The sequence below is a fragment of the Acinetobacter sp. ANC 3781 genome, from assembly GCF_004331285.1.
Taxonomy (GTDB): Bacteria; Pseudomonadota; Gammaproteobacteria; order Pseudomonadales; family Moraxellaceae; genus Acinetobacter.
Genome location: NZ_SJOH01000003.1, coordinates 38,738 through 56,658 on the forward strand (window position 1 = coordinate 38,738; position 17,921 = coordinate 56,658).

At 40.0% G+C, this 17,921-nt stretch carries 15 protein-coding genes; 4 read left to right on the forward strand and 11 right to left on the reverse strand.

Annotated elements, in window-relative coordinates:
- Positions 1–48: 48 nt before the first annotated feature.
- The 7 genes from clpA to rpiA all read right to left on the reverse strand — a co-directional run bounded on the left by clpA (position 49) and on the right by rpiA (position 6,826).
- On the reverse strand, positions 49–2,325 hold the full coding sequence (gene clpA, locus E0H89_RS03060; RefSeq protein ID WP_131214373.1) for an ATP-dependent Clp protease ATP-binding subunit ClpA: 2,277 nt from the start codon (positions 2,323–2,325) through the stop codon (positions 49–51).
- 9 nt (positions 2,326–2,334) lie between these two features.
- Positions 2,335–2,748: an ATP-dependent Clp protease adapter ClpS gene (clpS, locus tag E0H89_RS03065; protein ID WP_131214374.1), complete on the reverse strand. Its 414-nt coding sequence runs from the start codon at positions 2,746–2,748 to the stop codon at positions 2,335–2,337.
- Between the two features lie 18 nt (positions 2,749–2,766).
- Entirely contained in the window at positions 2,767–3,522 is a 756-nt protein-coding gene (locus tag E0H89_RS03070; protein ID WP_131214375.1) for a DUF6776 family protein, read from the reverse strand.
- A gap of 78 nt (positions 3,523–3,600) precedes the next feature.
- A complete protein-coding gene (gene argC, locus E0H89_RS03075; RefSeq protein ID WP_131214376.1) occupies positions 3,601–4,650 on the reverse strand; it encodes an N-acetyl-gamma-glutamyl-phosphate reductase in 1,050 nt (349 codons plus the stop codon).
- A 243-nt stretch (positions 4,651–4,893) separates the two neighbouring features.
- Positions 4,894–5,265, reverse strand: coding sequence for a DUF4431 domain-containing protein (locus tag E0H89_RS03080; RefSeq protein ID WP_131214377.1), 372 nt, complete (start codon positions 5,263–5,265; stop codon positions 4,894–4,896).
- Positions 5,266–5,362: 97 nt separating this feature from the next.
- Positions 5,363–6,034 carry a M48 family metallopeptidase gene (locus E0H89_RS03085; protein WP_131214378.1) on the reverse strand — a complete coding sequence of 224 codons (672 nt, stop codon included), beginning with the start codon at positions 6,032–6,034 and terminating at the stop codon, positions 5,363–5,365.
- 120 nt (positions 6,035–6,154) lie between these two features.
- A complete protein-coding gene (rpiA, locus tag E0H89_RS03090; protein ID WP_131214379.1) occupies positions 6,155–6,826 on the reverse strand; it encodes a ribose-5-phosphate isomerase RpiA in 672 nt (223 codons plus the stop codon).
- A gap of 107 nt (positions 6,827–6,933) precedes the next feature.
- On the opposite strand from rpiA, the gene ilvA reads away from it, so the two are divergent.
- Positions 6,934–8,472, forward strand: coding sequence for a threonine ammonia-lyase, biosynthetic (gene ilvA / locus E0H89_RS03095; RefSeq protein WP_131214380.1), 1,539 nt, complete (start codon positions 6,934–6,936; stop codon positions 8,470–8,472).
- 60 nt (positions 8,473–8,532) lie between these two features.
- On the opposite strand, the gene E0H89_RS03100 is transcribed toward ilvA, so the two are convergent.
- Positions 8,533–9,078 carry a hypothetical protein gene (locus E0H89_RS03100; RefSeq protein ID WP_131214381.1) on the reverse strand — a complete coding sequence of 182 codons (546 nt, stop codon included), beginning with the start codon at positions 9,076–9,078 and terminating at the stop codon, positions 8,533–8,535.
- Between the two features lie 309 nt (positions 9,079–9,387).
- Between E0H89_RS03100 and E0H89_RS03105 the strand changes: the two genes are divergently transcribed.
- A complete protein-coding gene (locus E0H89_RS03105) occupies positions 9,388–10,038 on the forward strand; it encodes a potassium channel family protein (protein ID WP_131214382.1) in 651 nt (216 codons plus the stop codon).
- Between the two features lie 3 nt (positions 10,039–10,041).
- On the forward strand, positions 10,042–11,382 hold the full coding sequence (locus E0H89_RS03110) for a TrkH family potassium uptake protein (protein ID WP_131214383.1): 1,341 nt from the start codon (positions 10,042–10,044) through the stop codon (positions 11,380–11,382).
- A 66-nt stretch (positions 11,383–11,448) separates the two neighbouring features.
- Here E0H89_RS03110 and E0H89_RS03115 read toward each other — a convergent pair whose 3' ends face one another.
- The 3 genes from E0H89_RS03115 to E0H89_RS03125 all read right to left on the reverse strand — a co-directional run bounded on the left by E0H89_RS03115 (position 11,449) and on the right by E0H89_RS03125 (position 16,774).
- Positions 11,449–12,603: a phospholipase A gene (locus E0H89_RS03115; protein ID WP_131214384.1), complete on the reverse strand. Its 1,155-nt coding sequence runs from the start codon at positions 12,601–12,603 to the stop codon at positions 11,449–11,451.
- Between the two features lie 24 nt (positions 12,604–12,627).
- Positions 12,628–15,567, reverse strand: coding sequence for an insulinase family protein (locus tag E0H89_RS03120; RefSeq protein ID WP_131214385.1), 2,940 nt, complete (start codon positions 15,565–15,567; stop codon positions 12,628–12,630).
- Positions 15,568–16,324: 757 nt separating this feature from the next.
- Positions 16,325–16,774 (reverse strand): GNAT family N-acetyltransferase, encoded by a 450-nt coding sequence (locus tag E0H89_RS03125; protein WP_131214386.1) that lies wholly within the window; start codon positions 16,772–16,774, stop codon positions 16,325–16,327.
- 137 nt (positions 16,775–16,911) lie between these two features.
- Here E0H89_RS03125 and E0H89_RS03130 point away from each other — a divergent pair, with 137 nt between their 5' ends.
- Positions 16,912–17,916 carry an adenosine kinase gene (locus tag E0H89_RS03130; protein WP_131214665.1) on the forward strand — a complete coding sequence of 335 codons (1,005 nt, stop codon included), beginning with the start codon at positions 16,912–16,914 and terminating at the stop codon, positions 17,914–17,916.
- Positions 17,917–17,921: the final 5 nt, after the last annotated feature.

Here is a 17,921-nt window from a genome sequence, read left to right on the forward strand (position 1 = left end):
TAAAAAAATAACCCATGCGAACACGGGTTATTCTAACAATTCAGGTAATTATGCAGGTTCAGCAGTTTGATCTTCAAATACTTCCAGTTTTAAGCCAACCGCTTTACCATCTTCTTTCTTCACAGAAACAGCGACATTACCGCCGTGTTCAGCAAGCTCACCAAACAGAATCATTTCAGCAAGCGGTTTCTTCAAATGTTCTTGAATTAATCGTTGCATTGGACGCGCACCCATTAAACGGTCATAGCCATGTTCAGCCATCCATTCACGCGCACTTTGATCTACTTCAAGAACCACTTTCTTATCATCAAGTTGAGCTTGAAGTTCAGTCAGGAATTTATCTACCACGTTTTCAATAACCGTAGTTGGCAATGCATTGAATTGAATCACACCATCCAAACGGTTACGGAATTCAGGCGAGAATGCTTTTTTCATGGCATCTTTATTGTCATTACTATTATCTTGTTCCATAAACCCGATACTAGTACGAGAAATACTTTCTGCACCAATATTGGTGGTTAGAACAAGAATTACATTACGGAAGTCCGACTTACGACCATTGTTGTCGGTCAATGCGCCATGGTCCATAATTTGTAATAACAAATTAAACACATCAGGATGTGCTTTTTCAATTTCATCCAGCAACAATACGCAATGTGGACTTTTATGAATCGCATCAGTCAACAAACCGCCCTGATCGAAACCGACATAGCCTGGAGGTGCGCCAATTAAACGTGAAACCGCATGACGCTCCATATATTCCGACATATCGAAACGAACCAGTTCCACACCTAACAACTTAGCCAACTGTTTGGTGACTTCAGTTTTACCCACACCTGTTGGACCAGCAAAAACAAAGCTACCCACTGGTTTATCAGGTGATTTCAACCCTGCACGTGACAATTTAATTGCAGAACCAAGTGCTTCAATTGCATCATCTTGACCGAATACCACACGTTTAAGATCACGTTCAAGATTACTTAATACAGTCTTGTCATCTTTAGATACGGTTTTCGGTGGAATACGTGCAATTTTAGAGATGATATCTTCGATATTTTCAACCGTAATCAAGGTATCGTCTTGTTCTGCTTTCAAACGGCGCTGTGCACCCGCTTCATCAATTACATCAATGGCTTTATCCGGCAGGAAGCGGTCATTAATGAATTTCGCTGACAACTCCACTGCGGCAACCAAAGATTTATCGTCATATTGAACATGGTGAAAATCTTCAAATTTCGATTTTAAGCCACGTAAAATATCAATTGTTTCAGAAACAGAGGGTTCATTAACATCAATTTTTTGAAAACGACGAGATAAAGCATGATCTTTTTCAAAAACCTGGCGATATTCTTGAAAAGTCGTTGAACCGATGCAACGTAATGAACCATTCGACAAAGCAGGTTTGATTAAGTTGGATGCATCCATGGTGCTGCCCATACTGGAACCTGCACCAATAATCATGTGAATTTCATCAATGAATAGAATAGCTTCTGGTTTCTTTTTCAGCGCATTCAACAATTGTTTCAAGCGTTTTTCAAAGTCACCTCGGTATTTGGTTCCTGCTACCAGTGCGCCAATATCCAGGCTATATACTTCTGCATTAGCAAGTGGTTTAGGGGCTTTACCATTCACAATTAACCAAGCCAAACCTTCAGCAATCGAAGTTTTACCTACACCCGGGTCACCCACAAGCAAAGGATTGTTTTTACGACGGCGGCAAAGAATTTGTGCAGCACGTTCAATTTCTTTTTCACGGCCAATTAAAGGATCTGTTTTGCCTTTTTGAGCTTCGGTATTTAAATTGGTGGTATATAAATCGAGTGGTCCTGCATTTGAAGAACTCGAGGTTTCACCATCCAACTCTTCAACTTCTTCTTCGGCTTGCACTTCTTCTTTACGCGTACCGTGAGATAAATACTGAGTTAAAGTTAAACGGTTAATTTGATGGCGTTTAAGCAAGTAGACCGCAAAAGAATCACGTTCGGAGTACATCGCAACAAGAATATCTGCACCTTCAACAGTTCGATCACCACCGCTGGATTGCACATGGAAAATCGCCCGTTGCAGAATACGATCAAAACTTTCAGTCGGATGTGGCGCCTGATCGCTATGTTCGCCTAATTTAGGGGTATGTTGTTCAACGTATTCTTCTAGTTCTTTACGCAGAACGATAATGTCCGCCCCACACGCTTTAAGCGCATTTACAGCAGAGTCATTATCCAGTAGAGCCAACAATAAATGTTCAACCGTGAGAAACTCATGTCTCTTTTGACGAGCCATGCTTACAGCCAAACGTAAAGATACTTCTAATTGACGACTGAGCATGTAATCCCCTTAATCTTTTGGCTCAATCTGACAAAGCAATGGATGACCTTGTGACCGAGCGTAATTATTGACCTGGTTCGCTTTCGTTTCCGCAATGTCTCGTGGATAAACGCCTGCAACACCTTTCCCTTCATAATGTACAGTTAGCATTACTTGAGTGGCTTGGTCAAGATTCAAAGCAAAGTATTGTTGTAAAATTTCAATTACAAAGTCCATTGGGGTGTAATCGTCATTCATTAAAACGACAGCATACATGGGTGGACGTTTTAATTCGGGTAGCGCAGTCTGTACCGCAATCTCACCTTCAGATTCGTCTTGCGAGTCATTGCTTAAGCGTGGACTAATATGCCAATCGACATATCCTGATTGATGAAAAGAACTTTTGATGGCATTTAAACAATTTTGACGCTTATTGATTCGCATAGGATTTAAAATTCACATTTATTGTGCATTTGCTTCTGCTTGAGGAATTTCAGAAATAAATGCAGATTGACTCTCAATCGGTTTACCACGGCCCCAACTAAAACGTTTAATCACTGGAGTACTTGTACCACCTGTTAAACGGACTTCAATGAATTGCGGCGTAAAGCCTTTAGGCATGGTCCAGCGGCCTGTTAAACGCTCGTAATCTTGAAAATTAAAGTTCTTGTCTTCCATGGGAATAACCAGAACTTCTGTGCCCTGAATTAAGCGCAGTTCCACCGTTCCAGAAATATTACGTTTATTCGGGCTGACTTGTACTAAATCCAGCTCATATTCATAAGCATTATCCGGTAAAGGTTTGACCCCAATATTCTGAATCATCAAGCTTAGGCCACCCCGTTGCCCCAACACTTCACGGTAAATAGAACTCAAACCCTCAGCCTGAGCTTTATCTTCACGAGCTTGATTCAGAGCAGCAAATAAATCATTTGAATTACTTACGGCAACATCACGCTCTTGCACAGCCAGATTCAAATTTTTATTTAGTGTTTCCAGACTACTCTTTTGCTTTTGCACAACTTCAACCAGCTGTTCAGCATCAGCTTCAAAACCTACAGCAGTCAGACCTTGCCGATGCCCCACTGAATAGCCCAGCAGGCCACTACCTGCAATCAGAATTGCAGCGCCAATAGCCAAAGGCAAATTTCCTTTAACCAAAGGCTTTTTACTGAGTGGTGTCTGTTGTGACAGAGTATTTGATTCAGTGTTCGGCATCGTCATCTCTTATTTTGATTCATTCAAAACACACATTTAAATCCAAATCCAAATGTGTGTGAAGCTGAAAAACGTTTTTTATGGTAATAGACCAATACCTGTCAGACCTGCATTTTCAGCAAAATCAAACATCAGGTTCATATTTTGCACAGCTTGACCCGCGGCGCCTTTCACCAAATTGTCTTGTACAGATAAAACAACCAGCTTTTTCGGCTGTGGCTTGTATAATGCAATACGAAGCTGGTTTGCACCACGCACAGAACGTGTTTCAGGTGAGCTGTTTGCTGGCATCACATCAACAAACTCTTCATTGGTATAGAATTGTTCATACAAGCTTTGAAGGTCTGCTGCATCACCTGCATCAGTTAAATCGACATAAATGGTGCTGAGCATGCCACGAATCATCGGAACCAAATGCGGTACAAATAAAATGTGATTAAACACATCTTTAAGACCCGAGATATTTTCCAGTGCTTCCACAATTTCAGGATGATGACGGTGACCTGCTACGCCATAAGCCTTAAAATTGTCAGCATTTTCAGAATAAATCATGCCGAGGCTTGCTTTACGACCTGCACCAGAAACCCCTGATTTTGCATCAATAATAATGCTTTCAGGTTTTACTAAAGTTTCAGCTTGCTTAAATAATGGCGCAAGACCCAGTTGTACCGTGGTTGGATAGCAACCTGGGTTACCAATCACGTTGGCCTGTTTGATTTTGTCACGATTCAGTTCTGATAAACCGTAAACGGAATCTTTTAAAATATCTGGGCAGGCATGTTCAAGACCATACCACTTTTCGAATTGTTCCAAGTCCTGTAAGCGGAAATCTGCCGCTAAATCGATGACTTTAGTATTTGCTGCAACCAGTTCTGCCGCATGTTTCATTGCCACACCATGAGGGGTTGCAAAGAACACAACATCGCATTTTTTGAGTTCATCAATGTTCAGATCTGAGTATTGAAGATCGGTATGACCGCGTAAGCTTGGGAACATATCATCTACACGGCGACCTTTTTCGGTACGTGACGTCAGTATATTAACCTGCACATTTGGGTGTCGTAGTAAAAGACGCAACAATTCAACGCCTGTATAACCTGTACCACCGACAATACCAACAGTAATCACGATCCCTACCTCAAATTTAAAGTGTTCATTTCGTAACTGCGTAGTATGACAGGAAGTTTTGCTTTTCTGAACTGTTTTGAATGAGTTTGCTTGTTAAATTCACTGTCTGAAAGATTATTAGTATCTACATATTGACTCTTAGCACTAATAAATAACACAACCTAAAAATAAAAATCTCCTAATTAAAGACGATTCACTCTTCTTAAAGCACCTAAGCAGCAACTGCTTTATCCCAATACATATTTACTTAAACTGAACCGCTTTCACGACACATAAAACTTTTGTAGTGTGATGTGCTGTATGCCCCCTAAATAACTCCTCACACGCGATAGTCACGGGTGTTCCCTCTTTCTTAACCAACATGGAATAACGGCTGGCATTCATATCAACTAATTGGATCAACTTTGTTTTTACCAAGCCATCTCTACCATCGACTTTAATAATTTGGTCTAATGCTAGAGCAATCTGATTCCCACCAAACACTTCTTGATTTGGATGTAAGCTTTTTATTTTTAATAATTTTCCATGTAAAACAGCAGGCCTGTCGTAATAAAATGTCTGAGCTTGACTGAATATTGGTAGCAATAATGCTACCAATAAAATAAATACTCGCATATCAATTCCCGTAGCTTATTTTGATTAAGAATTTAATTTATTCTATATTTTTTGAATAACTTAATAAGAATTTTCAGCTTAAATAATAATTATAAAATTACAACCACCAATACGGCATTGGCGTAGTTTTTAAAATTTTCCGATGCTGTTGAAAATTCTCATCATGCTTATGAACTTCAGCCCAAAAATGCGGGCTATGATCAAAATGCCGTGTATGTGCCAGCTCATGTACGCAAACGTAACGGGTCACATGTTCAGGAAATAATACCAAACCACTATTCAACATAATGTCATGTTTCGCCGAGCAACTGCCCCAACGCGTTTTCGGTTGACGAATCGTACATTTCCCAAAACTTAAACTACTTTCTTGACTCACTTCCTCCAAATAAAGAGGAAGATGCTGCTTTGCATAAGTGATCACAAAAGCTTTTAAATATTGTTGGGGCTGACGATCACTAATTAAAAGTTGATTTTTTACTTCATCAAAAATAAATGACTGCTTTTGGGTTTGATAAACAATCTGTAAAGGCTGATCTACATTAAAAAGCTTTAATTCTGTGGGTAAAGTCTCTTGCTGTATATTCTGTGTTTGTTGTTGCCAGGTTTTGAGCAACCATTCTTCGGCTTGATCAATAAAATTTTGAATTTTTCGTTTGCTGCAAAGTACCGGTGCAGTTAAACGAATTTGAGTCGAGTCAACACGTAAGCGTAAACATTTCGCTCGCGCATGACGGACAATTTTGATTTCTGGTAATTCGTTTAGCGTCATTTTTCTTTTATTTAGAGTTGTCTAAATCTTCCCAACCCTGAGCAAATGTTAAAGTATTGCTTTAACATTTAGCGCAAGGAGAACAGCCCTCCTTTATAAAGAAGGCTCAGGAAGGACTAATTAAATTGCAGTACGTTCTTCAATACCCTTATCAGTTGCAACAACCGCAATATCCGCTTTGTTAATCGCGAAGATACCGTTACACACTACACCCGGAATATTATTAAGGGTTTTTTCAAGCTCAAGCGCATTCAAGATATTGAAGTTATGCACATCTAAAATCACGTTACCATTATCAGTCACTACGCCCTCACGATAAACTGGATCTCCACCAAGAGAAACAATTTTACGTGCTACCGCTGAACGCGCCATTGGAATCACTTCTACAGGCAACGGGAAATCATGACCCAATTGCTCCACCCATTTGGAATCATCTACGATACAGACGAATTTTTTCGCAATCGAAGCAACAATTTTTTCACGTGTTAATGCAGCACCACCACCTTTAATCATGTGCATATGACGATCAATTTCATCTGCGCCATCTACATAGGCATCCAAACCGCCTACAGAGTTCATATCAACCACTTCAATGCCTAATTTTTTAAGGCGCTGTGCTGTTGCTTCGGAGCTTGCAACCGCAGCTTCGAGTTGCAATTCTGGTAATAATTCAATGAGGAAGTTCACAGTACTTCCTGTACCTACACCCAAAATCCCGCCTTTTGGCAAGTGCTTTAAAGCTGCTTTTGCAGCAGCTTGTTTCTTTTCATCTTGGGTCGCATACAGACTCATAACTTGGCTCAACTATTTTTTGACATTTGTTGCTGATTAAACAGCCCAAATGTACAGGGGTTTGTTACAATAAAAGCCTATTTTAAACTGTTAGATGGAAAATTAACATGCTGTCTCGTTTGGTTCGACAAATATTACAAGCAACGGTGTATGACGTTGCAATCGAAACTCCACTCGAAGCAGCGCCACGAATTAGTGAAAAGCTAAACAATAACATTCGCTTTAAACGCGAAGATTTACAACCTGTCTTTTCCTTTAAACTACGCGGTGCCTATAACCGTATTAGTCAATTACCGAAATCTCAGTTGGAACGTGGCGTTATTACGGCTTCAGCAGGTAACCATGCACAAGGTGTGGCTCTCTCTGGTCAAAAACTGGGAATTCGCGCCATTATTGTGATGCCGAAAACCACGCCCGACATTAAAGTCCAAGCAGTAAAACGTCTTGGTGGTGAAGTGGTGTTACATGGCGATTCTTTTGATGTTGCCAATAAATATGCTATTCAGTGTGCGCAAGATGAAGGCATGACTTTTATTCCCCCTTATGACGATGAACTGGTCATGGCAGGTCAAGGCACCATTGCTAACGAAATTTTGCGTCAATGGCGTGATATTGAATATGTATTCGTTGCTGTAGGCGGTGGCGGTTTAATCGCTGGTGTTGCTGCTTACCTGGGCGATGTTGCGCCACATGTCAAAGTCATTCCTGTGGAATATGATGAATCTGCTTGCCTAAAAGCAGCCTTTGAAGCCAACCAGCGTGTGATTCTGCCATCTGTAGGTTTATTTGCAGATGGTACTGCGGTTGCACAGATTGGTGAAAAACCCTTTGATGTAATTCGCCTGCAAAAATCGGATAACTCGGGTCCAATTGTTGAACGTGATGTGGTTTTGGTCAACACCGATGAAATCTGTGCAGCTATTAAAGACACTTATGATGAATGCCGTAGTATTGTTGAACCTTCTGGTGCCATGGCACTTGCAGGAATCAAGAAATATGTGGCTGAACATGGCTTAGAAAATAAAAATATGGTGTCAATTGTTTGTGGTGCCAACATGAACTTTGACCGCCTGCGTTATATTGCTGAACGTACTGAACTGGGTGAACGCAAAGAAGCCATTTTTGCAGTCACCATTCCGGAAGAAAAAGGCTCATTCCTGAATTTCTGCCGCGCCCTTCAAGGCCGTAATATCACAGAATTCAACTACCGTGCCAGTACTTCTAGCGCTGCTCAAGTATTTGTCGGCATTAGCTTAAAAGGTGGTGAAAAGGAACGTCACGATATTTATGACATCTTGGCAATACAATATGATGTTGATGACTTGTCTGATGATGAAGTGGCAAAACTGCATATTCGTTATCTGGTTGGGGGGCATGCGGATATTGAAAATGAACGCTTATTTCGTGTCGAGTTTCCAGAACGTCCAGGGGCATTACTGACTTTCTTGGAACGCCTGGGTCCAACTCACAATATTACCCTGTTCCACTACCGTAACCACGGCGCTGCGGAAGGTCGAGTACTGGTTGGCTTAGAGGCAAGCGACGCGAAACAAAATCCGGACGGTTTAATTGAAACATTGGAAAGTATCACTTATCCATATGCAGAAATTACCAATAACCTGGGTTATCAACGTTTCCTGAAATAAGCCTTTAAAAACAGATTAAAAGAGCCCTTCAAGGGCTCTTTTTTTTAAATCCAAGATTTTTTAAGTCGACCTTAAACAATCCAGTTTTATATAGTGTTCTATACAGATTCCTTCATTTTTGAATTGTTTTAAAAATGCCCTACAGAATTTGTCGATTTTTATATCCTCATTCGGTACCGCTATCCAATAAGTCTTTTCTGCATAAATGATTATTAATTCTAATTTTTTTGACTTTAAAAGCTCATAGATCTCTTCAAGAACAATATCAAAAACCTGTGTATTGACATTGTAGTACTTACCAATAACCTGTTTATGCTTCGCATAATGCTCACATAAAGGTATGGTTCTGTTACGAATTTGCTGCTGTGCTAAGCGAATATCACTATTCATGAGCTGCAAAATAGCACATTGTTCTAACCCATTTTCATGAGGGTTTTCAGAATCAACAGACATTAAATAAGCTTGAGAATGCTTACCCAGTTTTTCAGCGGACATCCACGCCAGAAATTGCTGAAAGATAGGCCTGTATTTCTTCTTGGGGATTTCCCTCAGTTCCAGCACCGGAAACCATTCCTGTAAAAGCTTGAAAATCTTTTTATCATTCATTTTTAATTCCCTATAAAAATAGAAAATCACACAGCTAAATTATATACAGGCTTTTTTAAGGTTTTGTGACACCCTTTACGCCACCTATACTTCAAAAAATATTTAAACAGCAACGCGAATGCAATGATTTGCAAAATTCTACATCTCAATGTTTTAGTCGAAGGATGAAATACTCTTATAAATAAGCCTTTGTTATATATAATTTTGTAAGATTGATAGATGAAGAGATCATAAGATTATAAAATGAAGTCACATTTACATAAATTTTACCCATCAAAAGCACATAAATTCGGATAAGGAATACTCTGCATGGCACTATTTGCAGTCATCGGCTTAGGCAGTTTTGGAGCCACCGTTGCAACCCAACTGGTGAGCTTAAATCACGATGTGATTGGGATCGACAGCAATAAAAAATATGTTGAAAATATTTCTGATCAGCTTACCCATGCTGTTATTGCCGATGCAACCGATGAACATGTTCTTAGAGAACTGAATATTCAAAGCTGTGAAGCCGTTGTGGTGGCTATTGGTGAGGATATTGAGGCCAGTATTTTATGTGTCTTGCATCTGAAAAACCTGGGCATGAACAAGATTTGGGCCAAGGCAAAATCCAAAGCCCACCACATGATTCTGACCCATCTGGGCGTGAATAAAATCATTCATCCAGAAGAAGATATGGGTACCCGTATTGCCCAGTCTTTAAGCTATCCGATGGTCAGTCGTTATATGGGTTTAGAAGACAATCACTTTATTGTTAAAATTGAAATTAAGGCAAATCAAAAGGGGGAACGCTTTCATCATCTTATGGATCATGCCTCAGAGATTAAAACGCTTCTGCATAAACGCGGCAAGGAAATTTTATATAGCATTGATCCTGATTTAATTCTGCAAGAAGGTGATATCTTAGTGGTTGAAGGTGAACTTGAACCTCTACGAAAACTGTCTGCCCGGTTTAAATAAAATATGAATCAGCCGCAAAATATAAACCATCATACCGTCAATCTGAGTCCTCCCAGCTTACTTGCCTTAGGGTTCTTAAGTTTTATATTTGCAGGCACCCTATTACTTAAACTTCCCATTTCACATCATGGGGAATTAAGCTGGCTCAATGCCCTGTTTACTTCCACCTCTGCCGTGACTATTACCGGACTTTCTGTAGTCAATGTCGGAGAGGCCTATACAACTTTTGGCCAAATCGTGATCATGCTTTTACTACAGGTTGGCGGCTTGGGCTTTATGACATTTGCCATCCTTGCCGCACTCAGCCTGTCTTCCAATATCCGGTTAAAACAGCAAGTCATGGCACAGGAAACGATTGGGCAAACCAGTTTGGCCAAAGTCTCCTTCACGATTAAAGGCGTATTTTTATATTCCTTATTTTTTGAAGCCGTCGGTACGGTTATTCTTACCATTGCCTGGATGCAGGAATATGATTTTCCACGTGCCTTTTTTTATGCGGCTTTTTATAGTGTTTCTGCGTTTAATAATGGCGGTTTTTCGCTTTTTCCGAATAGTTTGATGAGTTTTGCAGACCATTACCTGATTACCTTTACCATTAGCATGCTTTATATTATTGGTGGAATTGGCTTTGTAGTACTCATGGATATTAAACGTGCCCATCGCTGGAAAAAATTAAGTACCAATAGCAAATTAATCCTCTCTACCATTGCAGGATTAAACTTGGCTGCCTTTATAGTGCTGTGGGCATTGGAAGCCAACAATCCGCTGACATTGTCCAGTATGAGCCTCGGCGATCAGGCCTTAAATGCCTGGTTCCATGCTACTGTTCCGCGCTCCTCGGGTTTTAATAGCCTAGATATGTCCAGTATGACCGATGCTTCTACTCTGGTAACCATCATATTGATGTTTATTGGGGGAGGTTCTTTAAGTACTGCAGGTGGCATTAAAGTCGGCACCTTTATTATTGTAGTTTTAAGTGTGATCACCTTCTTACGCCGTTCGGAAGAATTAAGGGTATTTAATCATTCTGTTTCAAAAGTAACTTCATTTAAGGCTTTTGCAGTCTTGTCTATCACGGCAATTTTGATATTTTTAGGATTATTTACGCTTCTTATTTTGGAGCCGACCAAAGATTTTCTGGATTTACTGTTCGAAGCGGTTTCAGCTGCCTGTACAGTCGGCTTATCGCGCGGTATCACCAGTGAACTGCAACCGGCAAGCTTGTTTGCCTTAATCTTACTCATGTTCGCGGGTCGTTTGGGACCACTGACGTTGGCTTACCTAATTGCTACCCCAAAGAAGAGTCGTTTAAAACATCCTCCAGCAGACATTCAAATTGGTTAACTGCTATTAATTTTCGATAAAAAAACCACTCAATTGAGTGGTTTTTTTATGATGCATTGATAAATTTTAATACCAATTCATTAAAGACACACCTAAACCGACATAAGTCGCGCGATGGTTATAATCAATCAGGCTTTCACCATAGCCGTCAAACAACTGGAAATGACCACGCAACTTACCACTGATCGGGAACGCCCAATCAAACTGCGCCGCTCCATGTGCATCATCGCCACCTTTCAGCGAGTGACGCAGCATCAGTGAAAAATCATGATCATTCCAGCGATAGAATGCGGTTAAATCACCACGACCCATATAGTTTTTAATATCAGGATTGTTATCATCATTGGCATTTTCTTCAATGCGATACCAAGGACGCACCATGAGTGCAAAGTTGTCGCGCTCAAAACCAAGATTCAGCATCACACGGTTCCAACTACGAGATAAAGGATCTGCACGGCCATTCGATTGATGGTTAAAAGTCAGACCGAGTAAGCGTGCATTTAAACCCAATATTTCATAATTAGTACGAAAAATCAGACTGGCTTCAGGTTCATAGTTGGTTTCACGGAAAGGACGTGAGGTATCGGCATTATAGACTTGCCAACGAGATGACTGAGTATAACCAAACCAGATGTCACCATTATCACCAAACAGGTTTTCGACCGCTTTGGTTTTTAACGACAACTGGAATTTCGCTTCCATCGATTTTAAATTTTGGTCATCACCTACCTGTACCGTATTATTTTCATTGGGACTGGAAGGACGTTCATTTTTGTCAGAAGTCCAAAATCCCGGCATCAGATATACTGGTTGATGCGCACGAATGTTCCAGGTTCCAAGTTTACTGTCTGGAGATAATTCCCAACGCTTATCCAGTAAAGATCGATTGGGGTCAATTTTTGGACCTTCAACAGAAAATACGCTACTTACGCCCTGACTGATTTTTTCTTTAATCGTTTCAGGTTCAGTCGGTTTGGGTGCCAGTTCAATTGCCGCTTGACGCTCAGAAAGCAGTGGGGTTTTTTCTGCCTCAGGTATCTTAAACAGGGTATCGTAACAAGCCAACCGATCTGCATTGGATTCCAAAGCTACACAGGCTTCAGGACTGGCCGGTGTAATTAAAGATCCTGGATTTACCGCATTTACATTCGTCACATACAATGAACTGAGCATAAGCATGCTCAGTTGCAAAGTAGTGCGTTCAAGTTTTTTGAACGCCATAGGGTGTTACCTCAGATTATTCTTTTAGTTTACTTGTTTGATCTCAAAACCAAGTTCAAGCAACGTGTCACGCTTAGCCACTGGTGCGACCACTGCTCTTACGGGTTTTTGCTGAACCAGATATTGTTCTGCAACGCGTTTTAAATCATCCAAAGTCACTGCAAGTAAACGTGCACGTAACTGCTTACGAACTGCCGGCGTACGTGCATGCAATAAAGCATAACAAGCACTAATGGCTTCACCCGCAGGAGAACCCGGTTTGTCCATGCTCGCAACTAATCCTAAAATTGCTTCTTCAAGTTGATGCGGTAAATGCCCGGTATTCACCAACCAGTCAATACTTGCTTCAAAATCTTTAAACGTTTCTGCCAAACGTGGATCACGATAGCTATAGAAACGGAACGAGCAGGCATTACCATCATAGCTGGCACCACCACCGTAAGCGCCACCTTTTTCACGAATTGCACTATGCAAGAAGCCATTACGCAAATATGCAGCCAACACCATTAAAGGTGCCGCATCCGGATGAGATACCTCTACAGCAGGATAAGCTGAAGCACAGAATTGAACATTGGCCTGAATTAACCATGCTTCGTCTTTATTGCTATTTTCCGTGAAAACTGTCGTTAATTCTAGCGGCGTTTGATCGATGGCCAACTTGTCCCAAACGTCCTGAATTTCTTCAATCAAACGATCTGATTGATGTTCTTCGCACACCAGCAAGAATTGCTTCGGTGCTTGTAAAAGTACACGATGAATGGCTTTCAATTCAGCAATTAAAGCATCATAGGCAGCTTCGTCATTTTCAATTTTAGTCACCAGCTCAGTTAACCAGTTTAGCGCACCCAAACCGGTATTTTGATAGTCACGTTGGGCCAAGGCGCTACAATTACGTGATGCAATTTGCATGGCATAACTATGACCAGAACCTGAAATGCGTGATTGCCAACGTGTTTTACGTTGCTGCAACAATTCAATAATGCGGTCTTTTTCATCAAAACGCAGTTGTTCAAATGCCAATTTTAATATACGAATCGCTTCAAAATTATTCACCAACGACTTAGTCGTTAGTGTTAACCATGCGCTGATTTTATTTTTATCATCGAATTTCGAACGTAAAGATGCGCCCATCCCTACACCACCGCTGACTGCTGTTTGTAGTTGCTGAAGCTCAAGATAATCGTATTCGCCGGCACCAACTTCGCCCAACAAAACAGCCAGCAAGTTGAAATATGGTGACTGTACCACCGCATCCGGAATTTTCACCAGCACCTGTTGATAATAGATACCATTGGTACCTGCATGGTACAGATTCAAAGGTGTATCGTGATTATTACTGATAATTTCACGCAATTGACCTTGTACAATATGCAGATCAGCAGGCACATCTTCCAGTCCAACTTTTGGCAACAAGTTCATATCATCTGGAGTATCCTGGCGAACTTTTAACGCTTCGGTTTGCTTGATGATTTCAGCTTTTTGCTCATCCGTAAGTTTGGCACCAATTTCAGCTAAACGTGCTTTCTCTGCTTCTGCTTCTTTCGCAGATTTAGTTGCATCCGGTACTAAAGTCATTTGCACACGATGGGTATTATCCAGTAAATGCTCTTTAATCAGATTCGACAACCACATTGGATCTTTGAGCTCTTCTTTGACTTGCTCAATTGCAGTATCCACATCCCAAACATGAAGCGGGTCATTGTGATGAATCACACTGCCTAAACCGTTTAAAATCAGGCTTAGCCCATAGGGCATACCGTCACCATTGATCTCACGCTGATGCAATTCAATCTGATGCAAAATCGCATCGACCATTTCAGCATCGACAGGTTTAGAGGCAACTTCTTCCAAAATTTTAAATACACCGTCTTTAAATTCTTGTGCATGTTCCGGGTTTGACCCTTGTACACCACAGAAGAAGGTCATTTCAAAGTTAGAATCATCCACACCCATAATTGGACCGGTAGATTGTGCATAATCACAGGTTTCCAGATAATGACGTAATGGCGAAGCAGAATCTTCCAGCAAAATCCCTTCAACCAGACGCATACCCAAACGCAACTTAATATCGCTTGCTTCAGGCAATAGCCATGAAATGATGTGATAGGTTTTATCTTTTAAGTCTTCAGCATCTAGTGCATAAGTTTCTGTCACTTCAACCGGTGCAGTCAAACGTGTTTCAGGCGTTGAATGCAGCGTTTGACCTTTCTCAAATTTAGACAAAGCTAAGGTTTCGAATTGTTCTTGTAAATGATAGGCAGATTCATTACCAAAAGTCATAAACACCGCATTACTTGGATGATAATGTGACTTATAGAAATCAACCAACTCTGGGTAAGTTAAATCTGGAATATCTCTAGGATCACCACCTGAATTGTAATGATAGGTGGTTTTCGGGAATAAATGATGCGCCAGTTGATGATACAGCTGATCGGAAGGAGAACTCATCGCCCCTTTCATCTCATTAAACACCACGCCTTTATAGACAGGTTCGCCATTTTCCAGTTCAATACGAATACCTTCTTGTGCAAAATCAAGTTCGTTTAAGTTTGCAGCAAAAGCAGCATCTAAATAGACTTCCAACAAGTTTTGAAAGTCTTTTTTGTTTTGTGTTGCAAATGGATAGGCCGTCCAGTCTGCTGAGGTAAAAGCATTCATAAAGGTGTTGAGTGAACGACGAATCATCAGGAAGAATGGGTCACGAACAGGGAATTTTTCAGAACCACATAATGCGGTATGTTCTAAAATGTGCGCCTCACCCTTTGAATCCATGGGTTGAGTACGGAAGGCCACCAAAAAGACATTCTCATCAAGTTCGCTTGCAAGGTGATAATGCGTTGCACCGGTTACTTTATGTTTATATTCAGACACAAAAACGTCTAAGGCCTCAACATGGTGTTGACGTATCAACTGAAACGCAGGATGAACAGTTTGAGTAATGGTTTCAGTGACATCTACAGTCATGTGATCTCCTAATGTATACATATTTATCAGATATTATGATTATACCTGAATCTTGAACTATATGGATTCGTACAGTTACGAATTTCCTAGCATTTCAGTCTAGTTTCAACCTTGTTCCTTTTTAAGCAGAATCAACACTATTTTCAAGCAAAAAAATAGCAACCGATTGCTATTTTCCAAATCAAATCCAAAAACATTTTTATTCCTCTTAAACAGGTTCTGAATTGACTTTATTGTTCAGATAAATACTTAATAAAATCGCCGTAAATATCATGGCAAAAGCGAATTAAGTCCGACTATCCGAAGCGATCGGTTTATCTAGAAAATTACCCATCCCTGTACCCACGGTTGTACTGGCAATAATCGCAGACTAGTATAAATGCGGTTGGTAAAGATGGAAAAATGAAGCTCCCGACATAAATATCCTAAAATGAGCAATATAGAAAGTACATCCCCCCTAGTTTCACCAAAAGTTATAATAAGAACTTTAGTGATCCAGAAAAGTGCCGTGATTTGAAAAAATTTAGAAATTTGAGCTTTAATATTTTGTTGTTGATTCAGCAGTCTGATTCATTAAAGATCTTTGCTGATATTTTCAAGCGATGTACTTAATTCAACATTAAGATATAGAGCATTTTTTTATTTTATAGCATTTACCGAAGCAATTAAAAACTCATCCTTGAAATTTAAAAGTGATTGTAATCATAATGCTGATAAGCAAACTTACACTTCTCAGCATCATAACCATGTGATAAAACTAGAGCAGATATTTGAAATAGCTATAATTCGGATGATTTTCAACAAAAACATAATTTTGTTTCTGATAAAAATTTGCTGCAGATTTTGTGTCTATACTTAGACAAAGTGCAGAAAAATTTGCACGGGCATTTTTTTCTAAATGCTGTAAAAGCTGTTTGCCTACGCCATGTTTACGATATTTTGGTAACACATAAAAACGACGCACCCGACCAATACGCGCATCAATTTCATTTTCATTCCATTGCTGGTTTAAACCGCCACAGGCAATCAGTTTCTCATCATCATAAACAAAAAGAAGAAATTCCCCTGGTTGATCAAACCTGTTTTTTCCACTTTCATATTCTTCAATCAGTTGATCAACCAATTTAAATCCTTCTTTATGAGCTTGCTTGGCTAATTCCGTGATTTGTGCAGGTAACTGTTCAGCTTTAGCAATCGTGATATTCATCTAATCTTCCTAATTCTTGCCTATTGTGTATTTTGTACGAATAAATCAGCCATATATTGAATTTTATTCATCAATCTACAGCAATCATGAGCATTGGTGTAAACTTAGTGCTTTAATTTGAAATGTGAATGAAAGACATGACAACTGTTGATCTTTTTGCAATTGGTAATGCATTAATCGACCAAGAATTTAAAGTCTCTGACGATTTCCTTATTCAACAAAATTTGCAAAAAGGCACTATGCAGTTGACTGATGGTGAAACACAAGCAAATTTATATAATAATTTAAAAGAAACGCAAGTATATAAAGGGCAAGCATCAGGCGGATCTGCTGCAAATACCACCGTTGCGTTTAGTGCTTTAGGAAGTAAAGCATTTTATGGATGCCGTGTCGGCAATGATGAACTCGGTCGAACTTACTTAAAAGGTTTAAATGAAGCAGGTATTCAAACCACTGAAAAGTCAGTGAGTGAAGGTGTGACAGGTACTTGCATGGTTCTTGTCAGCCCGGACTCGGAACGTACCATGCACACTTTTTTAGGTATTACTGCAGAACTGAGCGCAGAACAAATCAATTTTAAACCCTTAAAAACTGCAAAATGGCTATATATTGAAGGTTATTTGTCCACCAGTGATACTGCACGCCAAGCGGTTAAACACGCACGTGAAATTGCAAAAGCACATGGGGTAAAAATTGCCCTTACACTTTCTGACCCAGCCATGGTGCAATATGCACGTCAAGGTTTGGATGAATTGATTGATGATGGCGTAGATTTATTGCTTTGCAATTATCATGAAGCCTTAATGTATACAGAAACTGATTCTATTGAAGCTGCATTGGCTAAACTACAGCAAAAGAGCAAATACACTGTCATTACATTATCTGCAGAAGGTGCTTTAATTTCTGATTCAGAGCAAACTCTTAAAGTTCCAGGTCGTGCGGTTACAGCGGTTGATGCCAATGGTGCCGGGGATGCCTTTGCAGGTGCTTTCCTTTATGCATTAAATGCAGGTTTAAGCCTTAAAGTTGCTGCTGAATTGGCAATCCTGATTTCAAGTGAAGTCGTTTCACAATTTGGGCCACGCCTAAGTGTAGAAAATTACAAAGAATTATTAAACAACTTCCAAAAGGAATGTGCATAATGATT

Bases quoted from the DNA above. Each gene is read 5' to 3' on its own strand.
- clpA (WP_131214373.1), bottom strand. From the start codon at position 2,325: ATGCTCAGTCGTCAATTAGAAGTATCTTTACGTTTGGCTGTAAGCATG.
- clpS (WP_131214374.1), bottom strand. From the start codon at position 2,748: ATGCGAATCAATAAGCGTCAAAATTGTTTAAATGCCATCAAAAGTTCT.
- E0H89_RS03070 (WP_131214375.1), bottom strand. From the start codon at position 3,522: ATGCCGAACACTGAATCAAATACTCTGTCACAACAGACACCACTCAGT.
- E0H89_RS03080 (WP_131214377.1), bottom strand. From the start codon at position 5,265: ATGCGAGTATTTATTTTATTGGTAGCATTATTGCTACCAATATTCAGT.
- E0H89_RS03085 (WP_131214378.1), bottom strand. From the start codon at position 6,034: ATGACGCTAAACGAATTACCAGAAATCAAAATTGTCCGTCATGCGCGA.
- rpiA (WP_131214379.1), bottom strand. From the start codon at position 6,826: ATGAGTCTGTATGCGACCCAAGATGAAAAGAAACAAGCTGCTGCAAAA.
- ilvA (WP_131214380.1), top strand. From the start codon at position 6,934: ATGCTGTCTCGTTTGGTTCGACAAATATTACAAGCAACGGTGTATGAC.
- E0H89_RS03100 (WP_131214381.1), bottom strand. From the start codon at position 9,078: ATGAATGATAAAAAGATTTTCAAGCTTTTACAGGAATGGTTTCCGGTG.
- E0H89_RS03105 (WP_131214382.1), top strand. From the start codon at position 9,388: ATGGCACTATTTGCAGTCATCGGCTTAGGCAGTTTTGGAGCCACCGTT.
- E0H89_RS03110 (WP_131214383.1), top strand. From the start codon at position 10,042: ATGAATCAGCCGCAAAATATAAACCATCATACCGTCAATCTGAGTCCT.
- E0H89_RS03115 (WP_131214384.1), bottom strand. From the start codon at position 12,603: ATGGCGTTCAAAAAACTTGAACGCACTACTTTGCAACTGAGCATGCTT.
- E0H89_RS03120 (WP_131214385.1), bottom strand. From the start codon at position 15,567: ATGACTGTAGATGTCACTGAAACCATTACTCAAACTGTTCATCCTGCG.
- E0H89_RS03125 (WP_131214386.1), bottom strand. From the start codon at position 16,774: ATGAATATCACGATTGCTAAAGCTGAACAGTTACCTGCACAAATCACG.
- E0H89_RS03130 (WP_131214665.1), top strand. From the start codon at position 16,912: ATGACAACTGTTGATCTTTTTGCAATTGGTAATGCATTAATCGACCAA.